The 20,870-nt window shown below is 55.5% G+C and carries 18 protein-coding genes; 10 read left to right on the top strand and 8 right to left on the bottom strand.

Annotated elements, in window-relative coordinates:
* Positions 1-90: 90 nt before the first annotated feature.
* From ACSQ13_RS17340 to ACSQ13_RS17325, 4 genes are all read left to right on the top strand, one after another.
* Positions 91-2,148, top strand: coding sequence for a flagellar hook-length control protein FliK (locus ACSQ13_RS17340; protein WP_295512074.1), 2,058 nt, complete (start codon positions 91-93; stop codon positions 2,146-2,148).
* Between the two features lie 11 nt (positions 2,149-2,159).
* The gene (locus ACSQ13_RS17335) at positions 2,160-2,363 is read left to right on the top strand and encodes a flagellar hook capping FlgD N-terminal domain-containing protein (RefSeq protein ID WP_435988127.1); all 204 of its coding nucleotides are present in this window, start codon (positions 2,160-2,162) and stop codon (positions 2,361-2,363) included.
* A 44-nt stretch (positions 2,364-2,407) separates the two neighbouring features.
* Positions 2,408-3,537 (top strand): IS3 family transposase gene (locus ACSQ13_RS17330; protein ID WP_295513100.1). Its coding sequence is split into 2 segments (ribosomal slippage): positions 2,408-2,654 and positions 2,654-3,537, totalling 1,131 coding nucleotides; the frame shifts between segments, so codons are not numbered across the junction.
* Between the two features lie 43 nt (positions 3,538-3,580).
* On the top strand, positions 3,581-3,907 hold the full coding sequence (locus tag ACSQ13_RS17325; protein ID WP_435988257.1) for a FlgD immunoglobulin-like domain containing protein: 327 nt from the start codon (positions 3,581-3,583) through the stop codon (positions 3,905-3,907).
* On the opposite strand, the gene ACSQ13_RS17320 is transcribed toward ACSQ13_RS17325, so the two are convergent.
* The 6 genes from ACSQ13_RS17320 to ACSQ13_RS17295 all read right to left on the bottom strand — a co-directional run bounded on the left by ACSQ13_RS17320 (position 3,904) and on the right by ACSQ13_RS17295 (position 10,606).
* Positions 3,904-5,223 carry a UDP-glucose dehydrogenase family protein gene (locus ACSQ13_RS17320; RefSeq protein WP_176248844.1) on the bottom strand — a complete coding sequence of 440 codons (1,320 nt, stop codon included), beginning with the start codon at positions 5,221-5,223 and terminating at the stop codon, positions 3,904-3,906. The genes ACSQ13_RS17325 and ACSQ13_RS17320 overlap by 4 nt on opposite strands.
* Positions 5,224-5,284: 61 nt before the next feature.
* Entirely contained in the window at positions 5,285-6,613 is a 1,329-nt protein-coding gene (locus tag ACSQ13_RS17315) for an NAD(P)/FAD-dependent oxidoreductase (RefSeq protein WP_295513131.1), read from the bottom strand.
* On the bottom strand, positions 6,610-7,431 hold the full coding sequence (locus ACSQ13_RS17310) for an ABC transporter permease (protein WP_176248842.1): 822 nt from the start codon (positions 7,429-7,431) through the stop codon (positions 6,610-6,612). Before ACSQ13_RS17310 ends, ACSQ13_RS17315 begins: the two co-directional genes overlap by 4 nt.
* On the bottom strand, positions 7,428-8,303 hold the full coding sequence (locus ACSQ13_RS17305) for an ABC transporter permease subunit (protein ID WP_176248841.1): 876 nt from the start codon (positions 8,301-8,303) through the stop codon (positions 7,428-7,430). Before ACSQ13_RS17305 ends, ACSQ13_RS17310 begins: the two co-directional genes overlap by 4 nt.
* Positions 8,304-8,305: 2 nt before the next feature.
* Complete coding sequence (locus ACSQ13_RS17300) at positions 8,306-9,433, bottom strand: ABC transporter ATP-binding protein (protein WP_176248840.1); 1,128 nt, start codon at positions 9,431-9,433, stop codon at positions 8,306-8,308.
* Between the two features lie 87 nt (positions 9,434-9,520).
* Positions 9,521-10,606, bottom strand: coding sequence for a polyamine ABC transporter substrate-binding protein (locus ACSQ13_RS17295; RefSeq protein WP_176248839.1), 1,086 nt, complete (start codon positions 10,604-10,606; stop codon positions 9,521-9,523).
* Positions 10,607-10,753: 147 nt separating this feature from the next.
* Between ACSQ13_RS17295 and ACSQ13_RS17290 the strand changes: the two genes are divergently transcribed.
* Together ACSQ13_RS17290 and ACSQ13_RS17285 are read left to right on the top strand one after the other, a co-directional pair.
* The gene (locus ACSQ13_RS17290; RefSeq protein ID WP_176248838.1) at positions 10,754-11,434 is read left to right on the top strand and encodes a GntR family transcriptional regulator; all 681 of its coding nucleotides are present in this window, start codon (positions 10,754-10,756) and stop codon (positions 11,432-11,434) included.
* Between the two features lie 92 nt (positions 11,435-11,526).
* Positions 11,527-12,957: an aspartate aminotransferase family protein gene (locus ACSQ13_RS17285; RefSeq protein ID WP_295513133.1), complete on the top strand. Its 1,431-nt coding sequence runs from the start codon at positions 11,527-11,529 to the stop codon at positions 12,955-12,957.
* Positions 12,958-12,988: 31 nt separating this feature from the next.
* Here the strand turns inward: ACSQ13_RS17285 and argE are convergent, their stop codons facing one another.
* Positions 12,989-14,143 carry an acetylornithine deacetylase gene (argE, locus tag ACSQ13_RS17280; RefSeq protein ID WP_295513134.1) on the bottom strand — a complete coding sequence of 385 codons (1,155 nt, stop codon included), beginning with the start codon at positions 14,141-14,143 and terminating at the stop codon, positions 12,989-12,991.
* Positions 14,140-15,321 carry a M24 family metallopeptidase gene (locus ACSQ13_RS17275; RefSeq protein WP_176248835.1) on the bottom strand — a complete coding sequence of 394 codons (1,182 nt, stop codon included), beginning with the start codon at positions 15,319-15,321 and terminating at the stop codon, positions 14,140-14,142. The genes argE and ACSQ13_RS17275 overlap by 4 nt, the downstream gene beginning before the upstream one ends.
* A gap of 251 nt (positions 15,322-15,572) precedes the next feature.
* Here ACSQ13_RS17275 and ACSQ13_RS17270 point away from each other — a divergent pair, with 251 nt between their 5' ends.
* The 4 genes from ACSQ13_RS17270 (at position 15,573) to ACSQ13_RS17255 (ending at position 20,868) form a co-directional block, all read left to right on the top strand.
* Complete coding sequence (locus ACSQ13_RS17270; protein WP_295513136.1) at positions 15,573-16,673, top strand: ABC transporter ATP-binding protein; 1,101 nt, start codon at positions 15,573-15,575, stop codon at positions 16,671-16,673.
* Between the two features lie 112 nt (positions 16,674-16,785).
* Positions 16,786-17,901: an extracellular solute-binding protein gene (locus tag ACSQ13_RS17265; protein ID WP_176248833.1), complete on the top strand. Its 1,116-nt coding sequence runs from the start codon at positions 16,786-16,788 to the stop codon at positions 17,899-17,901.
* A 98-nt stretch (positions 17,902-17,999) separates the two neighbouring features.
* Positions 18,000-19,685: an ABC transporter permease gene (locus tag ACSQ13_RS17260; protein ID WP_295513137.1), complete on the top strand. Its 1,686-nt coding sequence runs from the start codon at positions 18,000-18,002 to the stop codon at positions 19,683-19,685.
* Positions 19,686-19,689: 4 nt separating this feature from the next.
* A complete protein-coding gene (locus tag ACSQ13_RS17255) occupies positions 19,690-20,868 on the top strand; it encodes an ABC transporter permease (protein ID WP_295513138.1) in 1,179 nt (392 codons plus the stop codon).
* Positions 20,869-20,870 lie beyond the last annotated feature (2 nt).

The raw sequence follows: 20,870 nt of genomic DNA, 5'->3' as shown, positions 1-20,870 counted from the left end.
TTTAATGATCATGTGCAGAAATCAGTAAATAACCGGTAACTATCTTTCATCATAGTTGGCTCAAATCGAAGCACTCTATGGAGAAGCCAAATGCAGATGCCCGACTCGAATAGAGTATCAAGCAATGTTGCGATGAGAGGCGTTTCATCCTCGGAAAACCCGACGAACTCGAACGGCCAAAGTTCACTCAGGACACCCAAACAGTCCGAACATTTTTCGACAATCTTTAGGGAGCTAGCGGACAAAAATAAAATTGAAGAACCTAATAGCCCTGCGATCGATCAGCCAATTGACCGGCTTGACCCCCAAAACAAAGAAGAAGCCCCCACAGGCCATAATCTTGAGCGATCTAAATCGACTGGGGATAATCTTTCTGATGAAGCGGGTGGAATTTTAAGGCAAAACGGTAATGCGCCAAAGACCGCAGTTGATTTCCAAGGGAACGCTACCGCGTCAAACATATCCGCGAACCTGTCCCATCCAAGATATTTTCAAAGCCAATTTGACACATCGGCCTCGCCGCGCGCTGCTCAAGTTCAAGAGCATAGGCAGGGCAATGATACAGGGCAACATTCCCCCATATCCGACACTGATCCTGAATTCATCGGGCAGGGGGGCCCAGTTTCATTGGCCAGGTCCAAGAACGGTATCCAATCGATGCGCGTTTCGGATGAGACACGATTGAACCACCAGCTTCACCTTGTTTCAAAAGCCGCCACCACAAAGAACTTAAATTCAGAAAAGCCGCGTGCTCAAGATGATCTGCCCCCCCAAGCCAATGGCGTCAAAACCAACCGCGGATCTTTGCATGATCGATCTTTTTTACAAGGCGAGGGGTTCCAGCGCAGCGTCGGTGGGGCAAGCCAAAAAATTGGAATTCCGGAGGGTCATTCCGCTATGCCCCTCAAGTCAGAGGCCCGCCGTGATATACACGAATACAAAGAATTGGTCCGAGATGGGCGTGCCGAAACAGTAAGCACCTCAAATCCAACAGAAACGCAAAAATCACTGTCCCCACCAAATGAACCAGGCGAGAAGGACCGCGCAATTTCGGCTTCCCCTTCTATTCTCCCGCAGGACGGCGTCAAACAGCCGTCCAAAACGACATACCCATCGGCGCTTCAACTCGCTGTCTCGGACTCACCTATCGGGACGGGTCATTCGGGGCCTCATGCTTCTCTGACCTCAACCATGAACCAAATGCGCGACGCGCTTTCACCTCGTCCTTCTTTTCCGACCAATACACCTCTTTCCGATGTGGAAAAAAGCAAGCTCGGTCAATCAGTTCCCAAAGCTTGGAACAGCATTGAGGGCAGAGCAGACAACCACCCCGCGCGAACTGGACAACACCCCATGGCTCGATATGATCTGACCGAGGGACAAGCACCGCTTCTGCCAAATCGAAGTGATCCTCCAGAAATAGGGGCTTTTGTTGCGCGGGCCAAAGCAATTTCGCCCGCTCCGGACCTGAGTAAGAGCCTTGAAAGGAAAGAATTTAGCGCACCTGCGCAAGATGATGCGCATGGGGCGACGACTTCAATCCAAAGCCAACTCCAACGAGCAAAACCCATTACTTTACCGACACTGCAATCCCCCCGTGCGGATCAACTATTCGATGAGCCGATCAGCAACGATCAACGAACGGGGTTGAGCGACGAAAGCCCGGATCAGGAGCTGACCTCGGTTCAGATGGTTGAGCAATCTCGGGGCACGTCTGCATCCCCCCAACTCACTGCGATCAAGACAGGTGTTCCGCACCATATTCCAAAACAATTGGCGGAAGTGATCCATACGAGCGGCAGCAAATCCGTGGACGTCACACTAAGCCCAGAGGAGCTTGGCCGGGTCAGGCTGTCGATCACGCAAGCCGAGAGTGGCCTGTTGGTAAACATCCAGGCGGAACGGCCCGAAACGCTCGAGATGTTGCGTCGGAACATCGAGCAATTGGACAAGGAATTGCAACTGCTTGGATATGCAGAACCGGGTTTCTCATTCAGCAGCGAGGGCGGCGAGCCCGATAGAGCGCCGGACAAAACCATCACGAGCCCTCCACCAATTGAAGAACACGCAAGCGCTTCCCGCATCCCGTCCACGGCTGACCGCAATCTTGATCCGAAAATTCAATCTGGCGTCGACATCCGCCTGTAGGGAACCTTCTTATGACACTCACCGCGACGGGGTTAACCACCTCAACCCCCAAGACAACAGCAGCAATCAGAAAAGCCGAGAGCGTGATCTCGTCGGATTTTGAAACGTTCTTGAAAATGTTGACCACACAGGCCCGCTATCAAGATCCACTAGAACCTATCGATTCGTCACAATACTCTGCGCAGCTTGCTCAGTTTGGTCTTGCCCCGTTTTAGTTCCGGTCTCTTTCGAGCAATGTTTGCTATGAAGGAGATAAGGAATGGCAAAGCGATACACAGACGAGTTTCGGCGTGATGCTGTGCGAATGGCGACGACCAGCGGCTTAACGCGCCCGCAGCTTTCATCGGATTTAGGGGTTGGCGTCTCCACGCTGAACAAGTGGGTTCAGCAACATCAGCACGACGATCTGATGTCTGGGCCGCATGAGGATGTTGAGAAGGAAAACATCCGCCTTCGCAAAGAAGTCCGGCTACTGCGCGAGGAGAGGGAAGTGCTAAAAAAGGCGGCAATCTTCTTTGCAGGCGAAAGCCGGTGAGGTTCGCCTTCATCGACGCCTGGAAGGAAGCTTGGCCCGTAGAATTTCTCTGCCGTATCATGCAGGTCACGTCTCGTGGGTTTCGTGCGTGGCGGATACGCCCAATGAGCCAACGGCAGCGAGATGATATGGTACTTCTCGCCCACATCCGTGAGCAGCATCGGCTTAGCCTGCAAAGCTACGGACGCCCACGGATGACTGAAGAACTGCAAGAACTGGGGCTGAGCGTCGGCCACGGGCGTGTGGGCCGTTTGATGCGCGAGAACGGCATCAAGGTCGTCAGGACCCAAAAATATAAGGTCACAACAGATAGCGATCACACGTTCAACATCGCGCCCAACCTGCTGGATCAGGACTTCACTGCGGATGGCCCGAACCAGAAATGGGCCGGTGATATAAGTTACATCTGGACCAGCGAAGGCTGGCTATATCTGGCTGTCATCCTCGACCTCTACTCTCGCCGCGTCATCGGCTGGGCTGTCAGCAACCGCATGAAACGGGATTTGGCGATCCGGGCGTTGGACATGGCTGTGGCGCTACGGCAACCGCCCGAAGGCTGCATTCACCATACGGATCGCGGGTCGCAATACTGTTCCAACGAGTATCAGCGCCGCCTGTCAAAGCACGGCTTCAAGGTCTCGATGAGCGGCAAGGGCAATTGTTACGACAATGCGATGGTTGAGACATTCTTCAAATCCATCAAGGCAGAGCTGATCTGGCGCAATCGTTGGGACACACGCCGCCAGGCAGAAGGCGCGATATTCCAGTATATCAATGGCTTCTATAATCCACGCCGACGTCACTCATCGCTCGGCGGGAAAAGCCCCTTGGCATTCGAACGAAAGGCCGCATAAATGAGTTGAGAGACCGGAACGTAACCGTGACAAGACCACCGTCCTGCCAACCCCTTCCAATGCGGCGGACAAGGCCGAACTGGTTATCTACGACGCGCGGGGTCACGAAGTACAACGAAACCTTGTTCCGCTGTCCGAAGAGCCTGTTCAATGGGCTGGCGTATCCTCGGATGGGGGGGCTTTTCCATATGGCAATTACAGCTTCAAGGTAGAAAGCTTTAAGGCTGGCGAACGTATAGATATTGCCGCCGCTGCCACCTATTCCCGTATCACCGAAGCGCGGATCGAAAACGGCGCGACGCACCTTATCCTTGCTGGCGGGAGCAAGACCACAGCAGCGGAAGTCACGGCGCTGCGTGCCGCCGATTAAGCCCCGAAACCCTCCCGGCCGATGGACACATAGGCTTCAAAACCAGCCCGCTTGGCATCTTTTGGCGTATAGATATTGCGCAAATCCGCCATCGCGGGCTTTGCCATTCGTTTGGCCATCCGCTTCAAATCCAATGCCCTGAATTCGTTCCATTCCGTCAGGATCACCACAGCATCCGCATTTTGTGCCGCTTTATAGGCGTCATCAAACCATGAAACCCCGGGCAACAACGCCTCTCCTTCACGCTTGCCTTGCGGGTCGACAACCCGAACTTTCGCCCCGTTGCCAACAAGTGACGGAATAATTGTCAGGCTGGGTGAATCGCGCATGTCATCCGTATTCGGTTTGAACGTGACACCAAGAACGGCAATAGTCTTGCCGTTCACGGATCCACCGCAAATGTCGACAACTTTATCGACCATCCTGCGTTTCACCTCGTCGTTCACCTTGATCACGGTTTCGGTTAATTGCATCGGACTGGAATGATCCTGCCCCATGCGCGCCAGGGCTTGCGTATCCTTTGGAAAGCAGCTCCCGCCATAACCGGGGCCCGCGTGCAAAAATTTGGACCCGATCCGGTTATCAAGGCCCATCCCCTTTGAAACCATCTTGACGTCTGCACCAGTGCGTTCGCACAGGGCCGCGATCTCGTTGATAAAGGTGATTTTCATCGCCAGAAACGCGTTGGCCGCATATTTGATCATTTCGGCGCTTTCCAGATCGGTGGACATGATCGGAAACTCGCGCAGCGAAAGCGGTCGGTAGATGGCTGCCATTACCTCTGCCGCACGCTCGTTTTGCACACCAACAACGACACGGTCCGGCCGCATGAAATCGTCGATTGCCGCCCCTTCACGCAGAAACTCAGGGTTCGATGCGACATCAAAATCGGCTTTTGGGTTGGCCTTTGAAATGGCCTGCTTCACTTGCCGGTTCGTCCCGACTGGAACAGTCGATTTGGTCACGATCACCGCATAGCCCGTCATTGCATCAGCAATCTCGGCGGCGGCGGCCATCACATAGGTCAAATCCGCATGGCCATCGCCACGGCGCGTGGGTGTCCCGACCGCGATAAAAATTGCATCGGCACCGTCAACTGCGGCGTGCAGGTCGACTGTAAACGAAAGACGTCCGGCGTTGACATTCTTGGCCATCAGATCGTCCAGACCCGGCTCGTAAATCGGCACAATGCCCTGCTCCAACTGCGCAATCTTGCGAGGGTCCTTGTCAACACAGATCACATCATGGCCGAAGTCCGAAAAACAAACACCAGATACCAACCCGACATAGCCGGTCCCAATCATCGCAATTTTCATCGGCCTAACTCCTTAATATCTCGTATAAACCGGGCCAAAGGCCACTTTCTGCCAATGTATTCTATCGATCCGCGAGAGCATAGCCCAGATAGGCGAGCGGTAAAAGCGCCCGCCTGAAACCACCCAATTCAAACCGCGACAACGGCGTTTTCATGGCGTTCGGATAGGGACGCCCGTCAGGATTTCCAAGAATGGCATTGGCCGCCAGCGCGCCGCAATACGTGCCCATTGCCACACCGTTTCCGTGATAACATAGGCTTGCAAACATGCCGTTGTTATCTGGCACCTGCCCTACAAACGGCATCTGGTTGCGCGCAATGCACACCATCCCCGACCAGCCAAAAGGTGTCTCAACATTTTTCCACGCAGGAAAAACCGCTTCAAAATCCCGTCTGACATTTGAAATTGCGCGTTTTTCAGCAGTTGGCCCCGTCAACAGCCCGCCGCGCATACCGAACAACATCCGGCGGTCAGGCATCAACCTGAAATAATGCAGCAGATGCCGGGTGTCATAGACCATCTGGTTGCTGAACCAGCCAGCGGCGTCCAGTTCGGCATCAGTCAACGGGCGGGTCACAATCACGCTTGATTGCGCGGGCATATAGCGACCCGCAAGCCAGCTTGGGACGTCTTCCGAACTGTACCCGTTCGTCGCAATCAGCAGTTTCCCGGCGCTAAGCGTGCAGTTATCCGTCTCAATTTGATAGCCGCCCGGTGTTTTGGTGATCTTTTGCGCCGCTGTGCCATGGTGAATTCGCGCCCCGGCCTGTTCTGCCGCTTGCGCCAGCCCCGTAACATATTTCCGGGGGTTCAACGCAAATCCGGCGGGAATGGTCAGCGCGCCGTGAAACGGGCCACTTAGCCCATGATCCGCAAGGGCGTTTTTCTCGATCAGGGTCGCCGCAAGACCATAGTTTTCTTTGATATCCTGTACCCGCCCCCGCAGATCATCCATATCTTTGGGCCGGTGGGCGAGTTCGGTTTCGCCCTCTGAATGGCGGTCGATCTGGATGTTATGCTGCGTGGTCAAGGTATCCACCAGATTGATGGCGGCCAGTTCTGCCTGACGAAAGGCCAGTCGGTCCGCACGCCCGAACTTCTTATCCAGCGTTTGATCGCTCAGCCTGCCTCCGCCAAGACAGCAAAACCCTCCGTTGCGGCCCGAAGCACCCCATCCAACATACCGGCTTTCCAAGACGGTGACATTTACCCCCGCCTGGGCAAGGTGCAGCGCCGCAGAAAGCCCGGTGAATCCGCCGCCTATGATCGCAACGTCGCAGCTCTGGTCACCCTCTAGCGCAGGGCGGTCAACCGTCGCACAGGTTTGATCCCACCAACAGTTGGCGCGCGGTGCATCGCTATAGGCAAAGCCGTCATAAACACGTTTCACGTTGCGCCACGTTCCGCCGCTTGCATGTCCTGCTGTGCCTTGACCGCGTTGCGCTTGGACACCAACGAAGCGCTGATAACACCAACCGTCACGATACCAATCATGATCGTCGACAAGGCGTTAATCTCTGGCGAGACACCCAGCCGCACCGCGCTCCAGATCTTGATCGGGAGGGTGGTTGATGACGGGCCCGTGGTAAACGAGGCGATAACCAAATCATCCAGTGACAAGGTGAAGGCAAGCAACCAGCCGGAAATAACAGCCGGTGCGATGATCGGCAGGGTGACCAGACGAAACGCATCAAAGGGCGAACACCCCAAATCAAGCGCAGCTTCCTCGAGAGAGCGGTCAAATGACACCAGCCGCGACGACACGACGACCGAAACATAACACATCGAGAATGTCGTATGCGCCAAGACGATTGTCAGCACGCCGCGGTCCAACCCTATTCCGATGAACAGCAGCAAGAGCGACAGACCCGTTATCACTTCGGGCATCACCAGCGGTGCATAGATCATGCCGGAAAACAGGGTCCGGCCCAAGAACCGCCCGCCGCGCACCAACACATAGGCGGCCATCGTCCCCAAAATCGTTGCCAGTGTCGAAGACGCCACAGCAACCTTGAGGGTGATCACCGCCGCATCCAAAAACGCCTCGTTCTGGAGCAATTCGCCATACCATTTGGTGGAAAACCCGGCCCATACCGTCACCAGTTTTGAGCTGTTGAAGCTGTAGATCACCAGTAAAACCATCGGCAGATACAGAAACGCGAACCCCAAGGTCAGCGCGGTGACGTTAAACCAGCTTGCACGCCTCATGTTTCTGCCTCCGCTTGGCGCTGCTGGTTGCGCTGGAACAGAATGATGGGCACGATCAGGATCAGCAACAAGATCACGGCGACAGCGCTGGCCACCGGCCAGTCGCGGTTGTTAAAGAATTCTTCAAACAGCACCTTGCCGATCATCAGCGTACCGGACCCGCCCAACAGCGACGGAATGACAAATTCACCGAGCGCGGGAATGAAGACCAGAAAGCAGCCGGCAATGATGCCGCTACGCGAAAGCGGAACGGTCACCAGCCAAAACGCTTTGGTGCGCGAACACCCCAGATCCTGGGCCGCTTCGATCAGGGATTCATCAAGCCGGTCAAGCGCCGCGTAAATCGGCAGGATCATGAAGGGCAGATAGGTATAGACGATCCCGATATAGACCGCAGTCGTCGTATTCATGATTGCAAGCGGTGTGCTAATCACCCCTGTCCACAACAAAAACTGGTTCAAGAACCCTTCGTTGCTCAGGATTCCGACCCAGGCATAAACGCGGATCAAAAAGCTGGTCCAGAACGGAAGGATCACCAGCATCATCAAGGTGGGTCGCCATTCCTCGGGCGCACGCGCCATGCCATAGGCCATCGGATATCCGACCAAAAGCGCCAGAACCGTTGAAAACAAAGCGATTTTCAGACTGCTCAGATAGGCCTTCCAATACAGATCATCGGTTGTCAGAAAGACAAAGTTTTCAAAATCAAAGGCTTTGATCATCTGCCCGATGCCGTCTTTCATCGTCGGCGTATAGGGCGGAATGGACAGCGCCAGATCAGACAGCGAAATCTTGAACACGATAAAAAACGGGATCAGGAACAGCGCCAACAACCAGACATATGGGACTGCGATGAGGAAAAAGCGCCGCATATTCATTGCTCTAGCAACACGCCGGCGGTGGCGTTCCACGAGACCCAAACCTTGTCTTCCCAAGTAATGCTGCGCCGTGAAAGACGTCGGGTATTCGCCGTCTGTGCCTTGATGATCCTGCCGTCAGCAAGCTGGACATAATAGGTACTTAGGTTGCCCAGATACGCGATATCCAGAACAGTGCCTTGCACCGTATTTTTTGCATCATCCGGTTTCTCGGTCGTGATCGAAATTTTCTCTGGTCGGATCGCAAGATGTGCTTTCTGACCGTCGCTGAAAGGCACATCAGACGTTGCCAGGAACGGCGGTTCATTCTCTGTCCAATCCAGAAAATACACCCCATCACCTGCGGGTTTGGCTGTCCCTTCAATAATATTCACGTCACCGATAAAATCAGCCACATAAACAGAATTCGGTGCCTCATAGATGCCGTCCGGGGTCGCAACCTGAATAATCCGCCCTTCGTCCATCACGGCGACCCGACTTGCCACGGTCATCGCTTCTTCTTGGTCGTGGGTCACAATTACAAAAGTCGTTCCCGTGCTTTCCTGGATATCCATGAGTTCGAACTGGGTATCTTGCCGCAGCTTCTTGTCCAAAGCGCCAAGCGGTTCATCCAGCAACAACAGCTTTGGTGCCTTTGCCAATGACCGCGCAAGGGCGACCCGTTGCCGTTGGCCACCTGAAATCTGATGCGGTTTGCGACCCGCGAATTTGGTCAATCGGGTCAGTTTCAGCATTTCTTCGACACGGGCAGCAATGGCGCGCTTGTCCATACTCCCGCGCTTGAGCCCGAATGCGATGTTTTCCCAAACACTTAGATGCGGAAACAAGGCATAGGACTGGAACATCATATTCACCGCCCGCTTGTTGGGCGGGGTGCCGGCGATGTTCTTTCCGGCCAATTCCATTTTGCCCGAGGTCGGATTTTCAAAACCCGCAAGCATGCGCATCATCGTGGTCTTGCCACAGCCTGATGGGCCGAGCAGAGCAAAGAATTCTTTTTCGTAAATGTTCAGCGTCAGATCATCGATCGCAGTAAAGTCACCAAATTTCTTGGTGACATTTTCAAATCGAATCAAAGGCTTTTCGTTCGGGTCATCCCAAGGGGCAAATATTTTCTGGCTCACTTAGGGTATTCCTTTTCACAGCCCGACATCCGGGCGGGGGCGGAAAAATGGGGCAAGGTCGATTGACCTTGCCCCCTCAAAACCAGCTTAGGTGCCGGATTTAACCTTGGTCCAAAGACGCGTCACAACACGCTGAACTTTGGGCGCATAAGGCGACGTGGTATAAAGGTTATCCAGCGTCGCCGCATCAGGATAGATCGCAGTATCGCCGATCACGTCCTCGACCAGAAACTCCTGGCTCGCCTTGTTGCCGTTCGCATAATAAACATAGTTCGACGCAGCGGCCATGTTCTGCGCGTCCATGATAAAGTTCAGGAATTTATGCGCAGCGTCCGGGTTTGGCGCGTCCACTGGAATCGCCATGTTGTCGAACCACATCAACGCACCCTCTTTTGGGGCGTAGTACTCAATCTCGACACCATTATCGGCTTCTGCTGCACGGTCGCGTGCTTGCAAAATATCACCGGACCAGCCGAAAGCCACACAGATGTCGCCGTTGGCCAATGCGTTGATATATTCCGAGCTGTGGAATTTCTGAACGAACGGTGCAATTGCGGCGAGCACCGGCTCTGCTTTAGCGATGGTTTCGGGGTCCTGCGCATCGGGGTCTTCACCGATATATTTCAGCGCTGCCGGGATCATCTCGGCTGGCGCATCCAGGAACTGGACACCGCAAGCGGCCAGCTTTTCCATGTTTGCAGGGTCCAATACCAATGCCAGCGAATCCACCGGTGCGTCTTCGCCCAGAACCTCTTTGACCTTGTTAATGTTCACGCCCAGACCGGTCGTGCCCCACATATAGTTGATCGCATATTCGTTGCCGGGGTCATATTTCGACACACGGTTGTCGATCACGTCCCACATGTTGGCGATATTTGGCAGCTTGGATTTATCCAGCTTCTGGAACGCGCCCGCAGAAATCTGACGCTGCAAGAATGTGCCCGATGGTACCACAACGTCATAGCCGGACCCGCCCGCAAGCATCTTGGTCTCAAGCACTTCGTTGCTGTCGAACACGTCATAAATCAGGTCGATCCCGGTTTCATCCTCAAACTTTTGCAGCAAGGATTCGTCAATATAATCGGACCAGTTGTAAACACGTACTTCTTCGGCAAAAGCCGATGTTGCGATCATGGCTGTTGCGGCCACGCCGCTTAGTATACCGTATTTCATTCGATTACTCCCGTTGGTTAGGCTGGGTTTTTCCCGGCCTTTCGCCAATTTGATCAAGTTTTACGTCTTGCGACAAGTTGATTTTTTTCTCCCCACAAGGCAATCCTTCTTAAGCATTCCCTTTTGACTATATTTTGAGCAAACAAGATGACCATAGCAGACATCATGATTACACCAGATCAAACACCGGAAAATGCATCCAAAATTCCGGCGCATCAACTGGTCTATTCACACCTGCGCACGCTGATCTTGTTTGGCGATCTGGCACCCGGTCAGGCGGTCACAATTCAGGGTCTGACCAGCCTGCTGAATGCCGGGATGACCCCCGTCCGCGAGGCGTTGCGCCGCCTGATCGCTGAAGGTGCATTGATCCATCAAGGCAACAGGCGTGTTGTTGTGCCCACCTTATCCGCCGCCAACATCCAAGAGCTTGGATTTGTTAGGGAAACACTGGAACCTGAACTGGCCCGCCGCGCCACATCGCGCATGACACCCGAGGTGCTGGAGCGTCTGACGCAGATAGATGCCTTGCTGAATTCGGCCATTGAACGGGGTGATATTGGGGAATACCTGACCCAAAACTACCAGTTCCATTTCCAGATTTACGCCTGCGCTGATGCGCCGATTATCAGTGAAACCGTTGACCGGCTTTGGCTGCGTTTCGGGCCGTCGCTGCGCGTGGTCTGCGGGCGCTTCGGCACGTCGAACCTGCCCGACAAACACGCCGAACTGCTGGCAGCATTTTCAAACCGGGATGCTGATTCTGCCGCCCATGCCATGGCCGAAGATGTTGCCCAAGGTATGCTTCAGATCAAAGCGTCTCTTTAAATTTCAAAACAACGACTGCGATTCGATTGACTCGGCACAATTTGATCATATTGTCCGAAGCAACGCTTTTTCTCATGCCTTGAGGTATCCAAATGTCCCACATCACAAATCACTTGCCCACCGCTGAACTACAGGCACTGGATGCCGCGCATCATATGCACCCTTTCACCACGAATGACGAATTGGCCGCAAAAGGCGCGCGGATCATCACCAAGGCCAAAGGCGTGTACCTGACCGACAGCGAAGGTAACGAAATCCTGGATGCGATGGCTGGCCTTTGGTGTGTAAACATCGGCTATGGCCGTCAGGAAATGGCCGATGTAGCTTCGCGCCAGATGCTGGAACTGAACTATTACAACACGTTCTTCATGACCTCGCACGTGCCCGCAATCGCGCTGGCCAAGGAAATTGCCACCCTTGCCCCCGGCGACCTGAATCATGTGTTCTTTGCCGGATCGGGGTCCGAGGCGAACGATACCAACATCCGCATGGTCCGCACCTATTGGGCAATGAAGGGGAAACCTGAAAAATCCCACTTTATCAGCCGCAAGAACGCCTATCACGGGTCGTCGATGGGGTCGGGATCATTGGGCGGCATGTCCTATATGCACGAACAAGGTGGCATGCCGATCCCCGGCATTCACCACATCAACCAGCCCGACTGGTGGGCCGAAGGCGGCGATCAGACGCCCGAAGCATTCGGCCTTGCCCGCGCACAGGAACTTGAGGCGAAGATCCTGGAGCTTGGTGCCGACAATGTTGCTGCCTTTATTGGTGAACCTATCCAAGGCGCTGGCGGCGTTATCGTGCCGCCCAGCACCTACTGGCCCGAAATCCAGCGCATTTGCGACAAATACAATGTTCTGGTCATCGCAGATGAAGTTATCTGTGGCTTTGGTCGCACCGGCAACTGGTTCGGCTCACAAACCATGGGGATCAAGCCGCATATCATGACCATCGCCAAGGGGCTCAGCTCTGGCTACCAGCCCATCGGCGGGTCGATTGTGTGTGATGAAATCGCCGAAGTCATCAATTCGGGCGAATTCAACCACGGCTACACCTATTCCGGTCACCCTGTCTGTTCGGCCGTTGCGCTGGAAAACCTGCGCATCTTGCAGGATGAGAAGGTCTTGGATCACGTGAACAATGTCGCTGGTCCGGCGCTCAAGGCGGGGCTGGATAAACTGTCCGAACACCCGCTTGTCGGCGGCGTGAACCTGTCCGGGTTGATGGCATCCCTGCCGCTGTCACCGCGCAAGGAAACCCGGTCGAAATTTGCCACCGATACCGGCACCGTCGGCTACATGTGCCGCGAACGGTGCTTTGCCAACAATCTGGTGATGCGCCATGTCGGCGACCGGATGATCATTTCCCCGCCGCTGGTCATCACACCCGAAGAAATCGACATCTTCATGACCCGCGCCACGAAAGCGTTGGACGAAACCTATACCGCACTCAAGGATGACGGCCTGTTGAAAGCCGCCGAAGACCACATCCACGATGCAGATTCACCATTGGGCTAATAACGGTCAGGGGCGCGACGCAAACGCGCCCCTACACCAACTTCTGCCCAAGCCGTTCCAACATACCCAGACAGACTTCAAGCTGATCAAGGCTGACGAATTCATCGGGCTTATGCGCCTGTGCAATTGACCCCGGTCCGCACACGATCACATCCATACCCATCTGCTGGAAAATCCCTGCTTCGGTCCCGAAGGGAACAACGCCAGCGCTGTTTGCCCCCAGCAGACCCGCGACCAGATCCCGCGCTGCGTTTTCGGTCATCGGCTCAAGGCCCACGACCTCGCCCAATGTCTCGGTCGAGATATAGGCCTGCGGATAGACAGCGCGCATTTGTGGCAAAAGATCCTGTTCCACAAACGCTTCCATCGCGTCTTTGACAAACCGCAAATCGCTGGTTTGCACAGGCCGGAATTCCCAATCCACCTCGGCTTTGCCAACAATCACGTTATGCGCATGACCGCCTTGAATGCGGCCAATGTTGATCGTCGTAAAGGGCGGCTCGAACCGGCTGCCCACTGGCACCCTCGCCCGCAAATCCTCGCGCAGCGCCATTAACCGCGTGACATAGCGCACTGCATATTCCGCAGCATTCACGCCCAGATCGGGTGACGACCCGTGCCCCTCAAGCCCCTCGAATCGCGTGGTATATTCGCAGCAGCCCTTGTGGCCCTCGATCACCCGCATCTCTGTCGGCTCGCCGATGATGGCGATGTCGGGTTTGATGCCAAGGCGGTTCAGTTCAGGAACCAGCGCCTGCCCCCCCAAACATCCGGTTTCCTCATCATAGGTAAATGCGAAATGCACAGGGCGCTTTAACGGCAGCGCGGCATAGCGTTCGGCCATCACGACACTTGCCGCGATGAACCCTTTCATGTCGCAGGTACCGCGCCCGTAAAGCAGCCCGTCAGCCTGCCGCATCTTGAATGGATCGCTTGACCAGTCCTGGTCCGTGACGGGCACAACGTCGGAATGCCCCGACAGCAAAATACCCCCCGCCACGTCCGGCCCCAACGTCCCGAACAGGGTCGCCTTGGTGCCCGTTTCATCGCCAAAGATATGCGTGCGCGCACCAAGCGACTGCAACCTGCCGGACAGGTCAACAATCATCTCAAGATTGCTATCGGTCGAAACGGTCGGATAGGCGATCAGTCGGTCCAGCAGGTCGACAGTGGCTTGCAACGTCATTTAACGAACATCTTCCTCGGACGGTTACAGAATGTTTCCGCAGCGCCATCTTCCCGGATGCGGATGCTTTCGGTGATCTCGATGCCCCAATCCTTCATCCACAGGCCGGGCATGAAATGGAAGGTCATGTTCGGCTCAAGCACGGTCTCATCCTCGGCGCGCAGCGATATCGTGCGTTCGCCCCAGTCGGGCGGATAGCTGATCCCGATGGGGTAACCACAGCGCGCACCGCGTTCGATTCCCGCCTTTTCCAGAGGTGCAGCCAGCGCGTTTGCAACGTCGCAAGCGCGGTTGCCAGCACGGGCTTTCTCCAGGCCAGCCTCCAACCCTTCGACCAAAGCAGCCTCCGCGCGCTTCAGAAAGTCGGGCGGCGTGCCCAAAAACAGCGTCCGGCAAAACGGTGCGTGATAGCGGCGATAGCAGCCTGAAATCTCGAAAAACGTCGCTTCGCCAGTTGCGAAGGGCCGGCCATCCCACGTCAGATGCGGCGCTGCGGCATCCGATCCTGAGGGCAGCAAAGGCACAATCGCCGGATAATCACCCCATGCGCCATCCACGCCGCGGATCGCATCGCGGTAAATTTCCGCGACGATCTCGTTCTTGGGCACGCCAGGTTCGACCCGCTCTAGCAAGCCATCAACGATCTTTTCCGAAATCAACGCCGCTTTGCGCATGAAGGCAAGTTCGGGTTCCGATTTCACCGTCCGCTTCCAGTTCACCAATGCAGTCGCATCAACGATCCGCGCCTTCGGAAGGCTTTCGCACAGCGACGCATGTGCCTTGGCAGAATAGTAGTAATTGTCCATCTCGACACCGATGCGCCCGGCCTCGACACCGGCAGCCGCAAGATGCTTGGCAAGATCCTGCATCGGGTGGCGTTCCGTCGATTGCACGAACCCGTCAGCATACCCGCGCACATTTTCGGGGCCCATCCAGACAGTTCGCAGCGCGCCGTTGGTGTCTTGATTGCGGCCCCACCAGACCGGATCGGCATCGGGCAAGACAATCACACCCTGATGCACATAGAATGACCATCCGTCGTAACCCGTTAGCCAGGCTTGGTTGCTTGGGTCAGTCACAAACAACGCATCCAACCCCCGCTTCGCCATTTCGGCGCGCACCAGCTCAAGGCGGCGGCTGTATTCTGCGGGGGAAAACGGCAAATCAATTGCGGGCATTCTAGGTATCCTTCAAACTGCGATGGCCCTAGCTTTAGCCAGCTTTCCCCTCCCGGCAATGAAATAAAAAGTAAATCGCTGCCCGTTTCGCAGTCATATCAACTGAATCTGTCGTTATTGCAGGATTTCTTCCTGTAATTTCCCGGATTCGCCTAAAATAGCTGATAATTGGTTGCAAACTATAGATCAGATAGCTTTAACTTCCTGTCAACAATGGCGCATGAACGTCAGAATAACCGGGGAGCCAGCTTTTGGCAGATACTTCAGCAACAAATGCGTTTGTCGAATTTGAACGCGTGCAGAAAAGCTATGACGGCGAAAATCTTGTCGTCAAAGACCTGAACCTATCCATGCCAAAGGGCGAATTCTTGACGATGCTCGGGCCATCGGGTTCAGGCAAGACAACTTGCCTGATGATGCTGGCAGGGTTTGAAACCGCCACCCACGGCGACATCCGCCTTGATGGTAAATCAATCAATAACATCCCGCCACACAAGCGCGGCATCGGCATGGTGTTCCAAAACTATGCCTTGTTCCCGCATATGACGGTTGCCGAAAACCTGGCCTTCCCTCTGGAAGTCCGCAAAATGGGCAAGTCCGACCGCGAGGAAAAAGTGAAGATCGCGCTGGATCGTGTGCAGATGGGGGCCTTTGGTGGCCGGCGTCCTGCGCAATTGTCCGGCGGTCAGCAACAGCGCGTCGCCTTGGCCCGCGCCTTGGTGTTCGAACCCGAACTGGTTTTGATGGATGAACCTTTGGGTGCCTTGGACAAACAGCTGCGCGAAACCTTGCAGTTCGAAATCACGCATCTTGCCCACGAACTGGGCATTACCGTTGTTTATGTGACCCACGACCAAACCGAAGCCCTGACAATGTCAGACCGCGTTGCCGTGTTTGAAAATGGCCGCATTCAACAACTGGCCCCGCCAGATTTGCTGTATGAAGAACCCGAAAACAGCTTTGTTGCGCAGTTTATCGGTGAAAACAACACGCTGGAAGGCGTGGTAAAAGAGATCAAAGGCGGTACCTGTCTGGTGCAGCTGGACGGTGGCGGCCTGATCGAGGCAAAGCCGATCAATGTGACCCAGGCAGGCGAACGCACTCGCGTGTCGATCCGCCCCGAGCGCGTTGAATTCAACAAAGACCGGATGCCCGAGGGTGCCCACACGTTGAAAGCGGAAGTGCTTGAGTTCGTTTATATGGGTGACATTTTCCGCACGCGCCTGCGCGTCGCCGGAACGGACAACTTCATCATCAAGACACGCAACGCACCGGATCAGGTACGCTTGAAGCCTGGCCAGCAGATCGAAATCGGCTGGCTTGCAGAAGATTGCCGCGCGCTTGACGCATAGCGCTTAACGGTAGTGCGCCGCCCCAATGTCGGGCGGCGCGTCAAAGAGGCTGTGGTTAGGCCCGATATCACACCCTCAAAAACCAAACGGGCAATAGTTGGGAGACTACTGAATGAAATTCACGACAACGCTACTCGCTTCCTCTGCGATTGTTGGCGCTGGTACATTGGCGTTCGCCGATGCACACGGCAACATGGCAAAAGAGATGACACTTGTTTCCTGGGGTGGTGCATACCAGTCCAGCCAAGACAAAGCATATGTTCAGCCTTACCTGGGCATGAACTCCGACGTTTCGGCCGTATGGGACGAAAGCTCGGCTGAAGCCGTCGCCAAACTGCGCGCCATGAACGAAGCCGGCAACGTAACCTGGGATCTGGTCGACGTCGTAGCAGCCGACGCAATCCGTCTGTGTGACGAAGGCTTGGCGATGGAAATCGACGCCGACGAAGTGCTGGCAGCAGCACCCGATGGCACACCTGCATCCGAAGACTTTGGCGACCTGCTGGTAAGCGACTGCTTTATCCCACAGATCGTTTATTCGACCACATTCGGCTACCGCACAGACATGGTTGGCGACACGCCTCCGACCAAAATCTGTGACGTGTTCGATCTGGAAGCATACCCAGGCAAGCGCGCCTTGGAAAAGCGTCCAATCAACAACATGGAATGGGCTCTGCTGTGTGACGGCGTTGAAAAAGCAGACGTATACGACGTTCTGGCAACACCAGAAGGCCAGGAAAAAGCTTTGGCCAAACTGGGCACCATCAAAGACAGCGTAATCTGGTGGTCCGCCGGTGCTGACACACCACAGCTGTTGGCTGATGGCGAAATCGTCATGGGTTCGACCTACAACGGTCGCTTGTTCAGCGTCATCGAAGAGCAAAAGCAACCTGTTGCAATGCTTTGGGACGCTCAGGTGTTTGACCTTGACGGTTGGATCATCCCAGCAGGCCTGCCAGCAGATCGTCTGGCCCGCGTGATGGACTTTGTTAAATTCGCGACAGACACACAGCGTCTGGCCGATCAGTCACAGTACATCAGCTACGGTCCTGCACGTTTGTCCTCCGCTCCTATGGTTGGCAAGCACGCAGATCTGGGCATCGACATGGCACCACACATGCCAACCGATCCCAAGAACGCCGAAAACACGTTCTTGTATAACTACGAGTTCTGGGCTGACTACCGCGACGACATCGACGCGAAGTTCCAGGCATGGTTGGCGCAATAAGCGCTTAGACCTATCGGGAGGGGCCATTTCGGCCCCTCCCACCTCATTTGTTATTCCCTTTTCCGATTTTCACACAGATCCAACCCCGTGGGGCCGATATGAGCGATGTAAACACTGCGACCACAGCACTTGATGCCGAGCGTGCCGAAAAAGAATACTCAGGCCCGATGCTGGCGGCCGATGGCACACCGCTAAAGCGCAGCTTGAACCGCGCCTTACGTCGCCAAAAGATGCGCGCATTGCTGCTGATTGCGCCGCTTTTGATTTTCGTACTGGTGACATTCATCGCCCCCATCGCCGACATGCTGTTCCGGTCTGTCGAAAACGAAATCGTGCAGAACACGTTGCCACGCACCACCAAAGCACTGGACCAATGGAGCGGCGAAGACGGCACAACCCCCGACGCCCCCGTTTACAAAGCGCTTTATCAGGACATTTACGTCGCTCAGGAACGCAAACTGCACACGCGTCTGGGGTCTCGTCTGAATTATGAACTGACCGGCGCGTCGTCTTTGTTTCGCAAATCCGGCCGCGGCGTGGATGACATCGGCGAGGTCTACCAAGACCAGTTCGAAGATCTGAACGCGTTCTGGAAGAAAGGCGAAAACTGGAACGAGATATTTGGCTCCGACGCCTGGCTGGCCCAGATCAAAGACTGGAAGAAGGCCTCCGGCACACCGCAGCCCGTGTTTGAAATGCGCGACGGTATCGCCGGTATCTTTCCGCAAACAGCCAGCTACTATCTGATTTTCGCCGATTTCGTTCAAACCGTAGACGAAGACAACCTCTACAAAGAAGACCCATGGCCGCTGATCTATTCGGCTTTCTATGACGACATGGCCGGTGATACCGCAGCCGCGATTGCCAGCTACTCTGGCCCCGGCGCAACCGAGATTGCCGAAGCCGCAGCAGCCGCACCCGGTTTTGAAACCGTTGATTACAAAGCCGCTTTCGTCAAAATCGACAAAGACTGGGGCGCAAGCCCGATCTGGGGAACGATCCGCGCCTACAGCCCGAAATTCACCAGCGGCTACTTTCTCAACGCGGTAGACATGCAAAAATCGGCAGATGGCCCGCAACTCCGTCCCGAAAACGAACGCATCTACGGCACGCTCTTTCTGCGCACCCTGTTCATGTCGGTCTGCATCACGCTCAGCTGTATCCTGCTGGGGTATCCGGTCGGCTGGATCTTGGCCAACCTGCCCGCACGCTCCGCCAATCTGCTCATGATCCTTGTGCTCTTGCCGTTTTGGACATCGCTCCTTGTACGGACATCCGCCTGGAAGGTGATGCTTCAGCAACAAGGTGTGGTGAATGATACGCTGGTCTGGCTTGGCGTTGTGGCCGATGACAGCCGTCTGGCCCTGATCAACAACCAAACCGGTACGATCATTGCCATGACACATATCCTGCTGCCCTTCATGATCCTGCCCTTGTATTCCGTGATGAAAACAGTGCCGCCCAGCTATCTGCGTGCCGCGAAATCACTGGGGGCCACCAACTGGACAGCCTTCTGGCGTGTTTACTTTCCCCAGTCAGTGCCTGGGATCGGTGCGGGGTCCATCCTCGTGTTCATCCTGTCCATTGGCTACTACATCACCCCCGAGATCGTGGGCGGGACAACCGGTACGTTTATTTCCAACCGGATCGCCTATCACATCTCCAGCTCACTGAACTGGGGTCTTGCCGCCGCACTTGGCGCAATCCTCCTCGCTGTGGTGTTGGGCCTATACTATGCATACGACAAGATTGTCGGCATCGATAACGTGAAACTGGGGGGCTAAAGCAATGGTCGCACTCACACCAATCTCCCGCAAACCCGTTTCCTTCTATGTACCCGTCACAGGCGCAGCCGGTGCTGTCGCAGGGCTTTTCGTAGGGACGGCCAACGGCAGTGGCCTTCTAGGCGTTGTCATAGGGGCCGTTGTCATGGCCGCCCTTGCGTTCGTGCTGACAACGGTCGTCAGAAACGAAACGATCGGCCGTTGGGCCACCCTTGTCGGGCTGGCGGTCGTCGGCTATTTCATGGGCGGCATTCCGGCCATGTTGATCGGCGCGGCATTCGGCTGGTTCTTCGGCTGGTTCGTGTTCTGGCTCTACGAAGGCCGCTACCGCGCCAAAGTCGCACCCTACCTCACCCCTGGTCAGGTCCTGTGGCACTTCACCTTCCGGGTGATCTGCGGCGCAATCTTCGTATTCCTGATTACACCTATCCTCGTCGTGATGCCCCTCAGCTTCAACGCCGAAAACTTCTTTACCTTCACCCCGGAAATGCTGCGCTTCGATCCTGCGGGCTACTCCCTGAAACACTACAAAGACTTCTTTAACAGCTCTGACTGGCAGGGTGCCGTTTGGAACTCTCTCAAGATCGCACCCGCCGCGACCTTGCTATCGGTCAGCTTCGGGACATTGGCAGCCATCGGCCTCAGCCAACCCCACGTCCCGTTCCGCCGCGCAATCATGGCAGTCCTGATCTCTCCGATGATCGTACCGCTGATCATTTCGGCGGCTGGCATGTACTTCTTCTACAGCCGCGTCGGCCTGCAAGGCACCACCTTGGGGGTCATTCTGGCCCATGCCGCCCTTGGCATTCCCTTTGTGATCATCACCGTGACCGCAACACTTGTGGGCTTTGACCGCTCGCTGACCCGCGCTGCGGCGAACATGGGCGCAAACCCGGTCACGACCTTCTTCCGCGTCCAGATGCCGCTGATCTTGCCAGGCGTTATCTCCGGCGGCCTCTTCGCCTTCATCACCTCGTTTGACGAAGTCGTCGTGGTGCTCTTTGTCGGCTCCGCCGGTCAGAAAACCCTGCCCTGGCAGATGTTCACAGGCCTGCGCGAACAGATCAGCCCGACGATCCTTGCGGTCGCCACGATCCTTGTGGGCATCTCGATCTGCTTGCTGACGGTGGTTGAATTGCTACGTCGCAGATCAGAACGCCTGCGCGGCATGTCACCCGGCTAACA

The organism is Sulfitobacter sp. SH22 (assembly GCF_965641905.1).
In the GTDB taxonomy this organism is placed as follows: Bacteria; Pseudomonadota; Alphaproteobacteria; order Rhodobacterales; family Rhodobacteraceae; genus Sulfitobacter.
The sequence above is the reverse complement of the archived record's forward strand: the minus strand, read 5'-3'. Positions and strand labels throughout refer to the sequence as shown.

Bases quoted from the DNA above. Each gene is read 5' to 3' on its own strand.
- ACSQ13_RS17260 (WP_295513137.1), top strand. From the start codon at position 18,000: ATGAGCGATGTAAACACTGCGACCACAGCACTTGATGCCGAGCGTGCC.
- ACSQ13_RS17310 (WP_176248842.1), bottom strand. From the start codon at position 7,431: ATGAGGCGTGCAAGCTGGTTTAACGTCACCGCGCTGACCTTGGGGTTC.
- ACSQ13_RS17340 (WP_295512074.1), top strand. From the start codon at position 91: ATGCAGATGCCCGACTCGAATAGAGTATCAAGCAATGTTGCGATGAGA.
- ACSQ13_RS17285 (WP_295513133.1), top strand. From the start codon at position 11,527: ATGTCCCACATCACAAATCACTTGCCCACCGCTGAACTACAGGCACTG.
- ACSQ13_RS17320 (WP_176248844.1), bottom strand. From the start codon at position 5,223: ATGAAAATTGCGATGATTGGGACCGGCTATGTCGGGTTGGTATCTGGT.
- ACSQ13_RS17275 (WP_176248835.1), bottom strand. From the start codon at position 15,321: ATGCCCGCAATTGATTTGCCGTTTTCCCCCGCAGAATACAGCCGCCGC.
- ACSQ13_RS17335 (WP_435988127.1), top strand. From the start codon at position 2,160: ATGACACTCACCGCGACGGGGTTAACCACCTCAACCCCCAAGACAACA.
- ACSQ13_RS17265 (WP_176248833.1), top strand. From the start codon at position 16,786: ATGAAATTCACGACAACGCTACTCGCTTCCTCTGCGATTGTTGGCGCT.
- ACSQ13_RS17305 (WP_176248841.1), bottom strand. From the start codon at position 8,303: ATGCGGCGCTTTTTCCTCATCGCAGTCCCATATGTCTGGTTGTTGGCG.
- argE (WP_295513134.1), bottom strand. From the start codon at position 14,143: ATGACGTTGCAAGCCACTGTCGACCTGCTGGACCGACTGATCGCCTAT.
- ACSQ13_RS17290 (WP_176248838.1), top strand. From the start codon at position 10,754: ATGACCATAGCAGACATCATGATTACACCAGATCAAACACCGGAAAAT.
- ACSQ13_RS17255 (WP_295513138.1), top strand. From the start codon at position 19,690: ATGGTCGCACTCACACCAATCTCCCGCAAACCCGTTTCCTTCTATGTA.
- ACSQ13_RS17295 (WP_176248839.1), bottom strand. From the start codon at position 10,606: ATGAAATACGGTATACTAAGCGGCGTGGCCGCAACAGCCATGATCGCA.